The sequence below is a fragment of the Pseudomonas sp. PARCl1 genome (genome assembly GCF_947311875.1).
In the GTDB taxonomy this organism is placed as follows: Bacteria; Pseudomonadota; Gammaproteobacteria; order Pseudomonadales; family Pseudomonadaceae; genus Aquipseudomonas; species Aquipseudomonas juntendi.
In genome coordinates this window covers 1-6,869 of sequence record NZ_CAMZMX010000084.1, presented here as the reverse complement: position 1 = coordinate 6,869, position 6,869 = coordinate 1, and the positions used below count along the sequence as shown (strand labels likewise).

Annotated in this window: 6 protein-coding genes; 1 reads left to right on the top strand and 5 read right to left on the bottom strand. The window is 63.7% G+C overall.

The window, feature by feature from the left end:
- Positions 1-495: 495 nt before the first annotated feature.
- The 5 genes from tsaA to rimO all read right to left on the bottom strand — a co-directional run bounded on the left by tsaA (position 496) and on the right by rimO (position 4,480).
- On the bottom strand, positions 496-1,188 hold the full coding sequence (gene tsaA, locus QME24_RS24380) for a tRNA (N6-threonylcarbamoyladenosine(37)-N6)-methyltransferase TrmO (RefSeq protein WP_009682558.1): 693 nt from the start codon (positions 1,186-1,188) through the stop codon (positions 496-498).
- A gap of 6 nt (positions 1,189-1,194) precedes the next feature.
- Positions 1,195-1,656 (bottom strand): DUF1456 family protein, encoded by a 462-nt coding sequence (locus QME24_RS24375; protein WP_029887591.1) that lies wholly within the window; start codon positions 1,654-1,656, stop codon positions 1,195-1,197.
- A 49-nt stretch (positions 1,657-1,705) separates the two neighbouring features.
- Positions 1,706-2,416, bottom strand: coding sequence for an rRNA pseudouridine synthase (locus QME24_RS24370; RefSeq protein WP_235768005.1), 711 nt, complete (start codon positions 2,414-2,416; stop codon positions 1,706-1,708).
- 108 nt (positions 2,417-2,524) lie between these two features.
- Positions 2,525-2,992 (bottom strand): GNAT family N-acetyltransferase, encoded by a 468-nt coding sequence (locus tag QME24_RS24365; protein ID WP_110679741.1) that lies wholly within the window; start codon positions 2,990-2,992, stop codon positions 2,525-2,527.
- 156 nt (positions 2,993-3,148) lie between these two features.
- Positions 3,149-4,480, bottom strand: a complete 1,332-nt coding sequence (gene rimO, locus QME24_RS24360; RefSeq protein ID WP_192440748.1) for a 30S ribosomal protein S12 methylthiotransferase RimO — start codon at positions 4,478-4,480, stop codon at positions 3,149-3,151.
- A gap of 235 nt (positions 4,481-4,715) precedes the next feature.
- On the opposite strand from rimO, the gene QME24_RS24355 reads away from it, so the two are divergent.
- Positions 4,716-6,626 carry a potassium transporter Kup gene (locus QME24_RS24355; RefSeq protein WP_054905944.1) on the top strand — a complete coding sequence of 637 codons (1,911 nt, stop codon included), beginning with the start codon at positions 4,716-4,718 and terminating at the stop codon, positions 6,624-6,626.
- The last annotated feature ends 243 nt before the right edge of the window (positions 6,627-6,869 follow it).

The following is a 6,869-nucleotide window of genomic DNA, read 5'->3' as shown; positions in this document are numbered from 1 at the left end:
GCCTGAGTCCCGTGGCATACAGGAATCAGGCCGCAGCAGCCTAATCAAAGATTGTCCAACAAATGGGGCGCACCTCAATGGCCAGCGAACAAGCCTGAATCGCGGTCAGGCCAGCACCACCTCCAACACCCGTTCCGGTGCAGGCACCTGGTAGGCCGGGCGTGGGTCCTGGGCCAGCAAGGCCGCTCCTACAATGGCCAGCGAACAAGCCAGAATCGCGGTCAGGCCAGCACCACCTCCAACACCCGTTCCGGTGCAGGCACCTAGTAGGCCGGGCGTGGGTCCTGGGCCAGGCACTGTTCGATCAGCGCCAGGCGACCTCGGGTCGCCTTTTTCATGCCTGCGCGGTCCTTGTGGGAGCGGCCTTGCGTCGCGAAAGGGCTGCGTAGCAGCCCCGGCAAGCTTGCAGGATGGCTAAAGGCCCGGGGCCGCTACGCGCCCCATCGCGACGCAAGGCCGCTCCTACAATGGCCAGCGAACAAGCCTGAATCGGGGTCAGGCCAGCACCACCTCCAACACCCGGATCGCCTCCGGCTGCGGGTAATGCCAGCGCACCTGCACATCCCAGAACCTCACCCCGTACACCCGTTCCGGTGCAGGTACCTGGTAGGCCGGGCGTGGGTCCTGGGCCAGGCATTGTTCGATCAGCGCCACCAGCGGCTCACCCAGCCGCAATGCATGCTCGCGGGCCTGCGCCAATGCGCTGTCGGCCCAATGCACGGCAATGGCTGCAGGCGCGGCGCTGGCCATCTGGTTGCTGGCGCATGCAATGCTGTCGGCGTAAGGCACGTAGGGCTTGATGTCCAGCACCGGCGTGCCATCCAACAGGTCGATCCCGGACAGCAGCAGCCGCCCCGGTTCAACCCCCTCCAGGCGCACCACCGACTGGCCGATGCCATTGGGCCGATGGGTGGCGCGGGTCGCGAACACACCCATGCTCTTGTTGCCACCCAGGCGCGGTGGCCGCACCTTCAGGCGTGGCTTGTCTTCCAGCGCCTGGTGGAACAGGAACAGCAGCCAGACATGGCTGACCTGCTCCAGGCCTTCGACTGCCTCACCCTGGTCGAACGGCGGCAGCAGCTCCAGCACCCCGCGGGCGGCGGGAGCCAGCTGCGGTTGGCGCGGAATGGCAAACTTTTCCTTGAAGCATGAACGGACGATACCGACCGGGGCAACGGTGTGCTGCATGGTCACTCAGCCGCGCACGCGCAAAGTCAGGCCCTTGAGGAAGTTGCGCAGCAACTGGTCGCCGCACGGCCGGTAGTTGTCGTGGCCAGCTTTGCGGAACAGTGCACTCAATTCCGGCTTGCTGACCGGGAAGTTCACGGACTTGAGGATCGCGTGCAAGTCGTCCTCCTTGAGTTCGAAAGCCACCCGCAGCTTCTTGAGGATCAGATTGTTGGTCACCGGCAGCTCGATCGGTTGCGCCGGGCGGCTGTCATCCTTGCCGCGACGGTAGAACACCAGGCCGTCGAGGAAGTGCGCCATCACCCGCTCAGGGCAACGCACAAAGCCTTCTTCGTCTTCTTTCTTCAGGTAGGTGGCGAGCACCAGCGGGTGCACTTCGAGGCCGGAGAGGCCGATGATCTCGGCCATCTTGGCGTCGTTCACCTTGAGCATGTAGCGCAGGCTGCGCAGGACGTCGTTGTGGTTCATTGCTGCTGAATCCTGTTCAGGTGCCGCGCGTTCCAGCGCGGCCTATTACTTAGAAACGTTCGGTACTGGCCACATAGCGCCATTGGCCCAGCGGCACCTTGCCCATCGACACGCCACCCAGGCGAATGCGCCGCATGCCGACCAGCTCCAGGCGCAGGTAAGCGCACAATTCGGCGATCTGCCCGGGCTGCGGGTTTTTCAGGGCCATGCGCAAGTGGGTCTCGTTCTGCCAGCTGGCCTTGGCCTTGGGTAGCTCACGGTCATTGCGCGTAGCACCGCGGGCCAGGCGCTCCAGTGCCTGGGGCGTGGTCTGGCCGCGCACTTCAATGATGAATTCCTGCTCCAGGCGGCGCAGGTCGGCTTCGATCTTGCGGGTCACCCGCCAGTCCTGGGTGAACACTTGCAGGCCACTGGCGCCGCGCTCCAGTGGGGCGACGCAAGCCTGCCGGGCAAAGTGCCCGTGCAGCGCACGCACGCCCTCGCGGTGGGCTTCGCTGAGGCTGCCCATGTTGATGCTGGCGCGGGCGCTTTCGCTGTCCATGCCGGCAGGCTGGTTCAGCAGCAGGGTCACCGGCTCCAGGGGCTCGGCGCGGGCGCCAGGCAACAGCTCGACGCGCTGTTGCCCGACCTTGAACTGCGGCTGCTCGACCACCACGCCATCGACCGTGACCCAGCCTCCTTCAATGTACAGCTCGGCCTCGCGGCGAGAGCAGCCAAGCTGCTCGATGAGGCGTTTGGACAGGCGGACGGGTTCGGACATGGCGCAATTCGCAGAGGCAGGGAAAGGTGACCATTGTACCTGCCCCTACGCGGTTGATGATGGGAATCTGTGTCACTTGCGCCATTTCGGCGACCTGCTGCGGCATATTCAGTCGCCGCTGCACTGGCCTGTGCCCCGCAGGCGCATATGCAGCAGGGGGTAGGGTTGGCCAAGGCCGTCGGTAGGGGAGCGGCCGACCACCTCGAAACCTTCATGCAGGTAGAAGCCCAGGGCTTGCAGGTTCTGCTCGTTGACGTCCAGGGTTTCGGCATTGAGTTCGTTGATGGCGTAGCGCAGCAAGCGCCTGCCCACGCCCTGGCCACGGTAGGCCGGGGCAACGAAGAGCATATCCACCCGGCTGCTGGCGACCCCGGCGAACCCGCAGATACGCTGGCGGTCCTTGCAGCAGACCAGCATCACGGCGTCGAGGTAGCGGTACAACACATGCTCACGCAGCAGCCGGACATAGGCATCGGGTAGAAAATCGTGGGTTGCGCGCACCGAGTCTTCCCAGACCTGGGCCAGTTCGGGGTAGTCGCTAAGGTGCGGGGTTTGCAGGGACAATGGCTGGCGCATCGGGGTACGTTCCTCTGGGGCTGAGGAAACGATAGATGCTAAAAGCGCAACAGGCCCAAGGATTGCCGGTGCGCCTGCGCGGCCCATCATCGGCCGGGCAGCTCCCTGGTAAAGGAGCTGCTGGCCGGCGATGGTGCGCAGCGTACTGCGTGGGTGTCAGACCGGCTCGGCCCACATGTCGTATTCGTCGGCATCTACCACCCGGCAACGAACCTTGTCGCCTGGCTTGAAGCCATGGTCGCCATCGATGAACACGCTGCCGTCGATTTCCGGGGCATCGAAGAAGCTGCGGCCTACCGAACCTTGCGCCTCGACTTCGTCGATCAGCACTTCGATTTCCTTGCCGATGCGCAGTTGCAGGCGGGCAGCGCTGATGGCCTGCTGGTGGGCCATGAAACGGTCCCAACGGTCCTGCTTGATGTCGTCCGGTATTTCAGCCAGGCCCAGGTCGTTGGCCGGGGCGCCCTCCACCGGCGAGTACTGGAAGCAGCCCACGCGGTCGAGCTGGGCTTCGGTCAGCCAGTCCAGCAGGTACTGGAAGTCTTCTTCGGTTTCGCCGGGGAAGCCGACGATGAAGGTGGAACGGATCACCAGTTCGGGGCACTGTTCACGCCATTGCTTGATGCGTGCCAGGGTACGGTCTTCGAAAGCCGGGCGCTTCATCGACTTGAGCACTTTCGGGCTGGCATGCTGGAACGGAATGTCCAGGTACGGCAGGATCTTGCCGGCCGCCATCAACGGGATCACATCGTCGACATTCGGGTAAGGGTACACGTAGTGCAGGCGCACCCAGGCTCCCAGGCTGCTCAGTGCTTCGCACAGTTCAAGCATGCGCGTCTTGACCGGGCGGCCGTTCCAGAAGTCGGTCTTGTACTTGACGTCAACGCCATAGGCGCTGGTGTCCTGGGAAATCACCAGGATCTCCTTGACCCCGGCCTTCACCAGGCGCTCGGCCTCGCTCAGCACTTCGCCCACCGGGCGGCTGACCAGCTTGCCGCGCATCGACGGGATGATGCAGAAGCTGCAGCTGTGGTTGCAGCCTTCGGAAATTTTCAGGTAGGCGTAGTGGCGCGGGGTCAACTTGACCCCTTGTGGCGGTACCAGGTCGATCAGCGGGTTGTGGTCCTGGCGGGGTGGCACCACTTCGTGCACGGCGTTGACCACCTGCTCGTACTGTTGCGGGCCTGTGACCGACAGCACGCTTGGGTGCACGTCACGGATGTTGCCTTCTTCAACGCCCATGCAGCCGGTCACGATGACCTTGCCGTTTTCCTTGATCGCTTCGCCGATGACTTCCAGCGATTCGGCCTTGGCACTGTCGATGAAGCCGCAGGTGTTGACCACCACCACGTCGGCATCCTCGTAGGTGGGCACGACTTCATAGCCTTCCATGCGCAGCTGGGTCAGGATGCGCTCGGAATCGACCAGGGCTTTGGGGCAACCCAGGCTTACGAAACCTACCTTGGGGGTGGCGGGCGTGGTGGACATGACTAACCTCGGTATTGAATGCAGGTCGCCCGGCCGGAATCGGGGGCGATCTTGACGGGCGCTTTTGGCGCCTCTGATCAAAAAGTGCGCAATTCTAGCGAGCGCAGGGACGCTTGACCAGCAGAAATACGACGAACGCTGCGCTATGCTTCGCGCCGTTGCGCCAAGCTGCAGTGAGTGCTTGGTCGCAGAGTGAATACTGAAAGGCCGTAATGGCCGTCTGCGGGAGTGGTCGATGGTTCAGGCAAGCAGTCACGCTGAGGGCGGGCACGAGGGTAAGCAGGGTGCGACGCGGTCGCTGGGCCTGCTCGTGGCAGCGGTCGGGGTGGTTTATGGCGATATCGGCACCAGCCCGCTGTATACCCTGAAGGAAGTCTTTACCGGTGGTTATGGGGTGCCGGTCAACCATGACGGCGTACTGGGGATCCTGTCGCTGATCCTCTGGTCGCTGCTGTGGGTGGTGTCGTTCAAGTACGTGATGTTCATCCTGCGCGCCGACAACCAGGGCGAGGGCGGCACCATGGCCCTGACTGCGCTGGCGCGGCGGGCTACGGCGGCCTACCCGCGGCTGCGCACACTGATGGTGATCTGTGGCTTGATCGGCGCTTCGCTGTTCTATGGTGACAGCATGATCACCCCGGCGGTGTCGGTGCTGTCGGCGGTAGAGGGCATGGGCCTGGCGTTCGACGGTATCGACCACTGGGTGGTGCCGATCTCGCTGGTGGTGCTGGTGGCCCTGTTCCTGGTGCAGAAGCACGGTACCGAGAAGATCGGCAAGCTGTTCGGCCCGATCATGGTCACCTGGTTCGTGGTGCTCGGCGCACTGGGCGTGAACGGCATTTCGCAAAGCCCGGAAGTGCTCAAGGCCTTCAACCCCGGCTGGGCGGTCAACTTCTTCGTGGTGCACCCGGGGATGGGCGTGGCCATTCTGGGGGCGGTGGTGCTGGCGCTGACCGGTGCCGAGGCATTGTATGCCGACATGGGCCATTTTGGCCGCAAGCCTATCGCCCGTGCCTGGTTCATCCTGGTGCTGCCGGCGCTGGTGCTCAACTATTTTGGCCAGGGCGCGCTCCTTCTGCAGGATCCGGATGCGGCCCGTAACCCGTTCTACCTGCTGGCACCGGGCTGGGCGTTGTTGCCGTTGGTCGGCCTGGCCACCCTGGCCACGGTGATCGCCTCGCAGGCCGTGATTTCCGGGGCCTTCTCCTTGACCCGCCAGGCCATCCAGCTGGGTTATATCCCGCGCATGCAGATCCAGCACACCTCCAGCGACGAGCAAGGGCAGATCTATATCGGTGCGGTGAACTGGACCCTGATGGTGGGTGTGGTACTGCTGGTGATCGGTTTCGAGTCCTCCGGGGCGCTGGCGGCAGCCTACGGTGTTGCGGTAACCGGGACCATGCTGATGACCACGATCCTGGTGTCGGCGGTGATGCTGCTGCTGTGGAAGTGGCCGCCGCTGCTGGCGGTGCCGATTCTGGTCGGTTTCCTGCTGGTCGACGGGCTGTTCTTTGCCGCCAACGTGCCGAAAATTGTCCAGGGTGGCGCTTTCCCGGTGCTGGCCGGGGGCGTGCTGTACCTGCTGATGAGCACCTGGAAGCGTGGCAAGCAGATCCTGGTCGAGCGCATCGACGAAGGGGCATTGCCGCTGCCGTTGTTCATCAGCAGTATCCGCATTCAGCCACCGCACCGGGTCGAAGGCACGGCGGTGTTCCTGACCGCGCGTTCCGATGCCGTGCCGCACGCGCTACTGCACAACATGCTGCACAACCAGGTGCTGCATAGCCAGGTGGTGTTGTTGACGGTGGTCAGCGAGGACCGGCCGCGGGTGCCGGAGCACGAGCGCTTCGAAGTGGAAGCCTATGGTGACGGCTTCTTCCGCGTGCTGCTGCATTTTGGCTTCATGGACGAGCCGGACGTACCGGCGGCGTTGAAACTGTGCCATCTGGATGGCCTGGACTTCACCCCAATGCGCACCACGTACTTCCTCAGCCGTGAGACGGTGATCGCCTCACGGCTCGAGGGGATGTCGCGCTGGCGTGGCAACCTGTTCGCCTTCCTGCTGAAGAATGCCAACGGCAACCTGCGCTTCTTCAACCTGCCGCTGAACCGGGTGATCGAACTGGGGACCCAGGTCGAGATCTGATTGGCAAGGGGCTGCTTTGCAGCCCATCGCTGGCAAGCCAGGCTCCCACAAGTATTGCGCTGATATTCAATATGGCGCGGTCCCTGTGGGAGATTCTATGGTTCCTGGCAAGGGTAGCCGGAGCATCTTCAGCGCCTGTGAGATCGAGCGCCGCCCGCGCGGCGCAATCGCGAGCTGCGCTCGCTCCTACGTTTGTTTCGGGCCAATTATTCCTGTGGGATTCGCGCGCGAACGCCTTGGTGC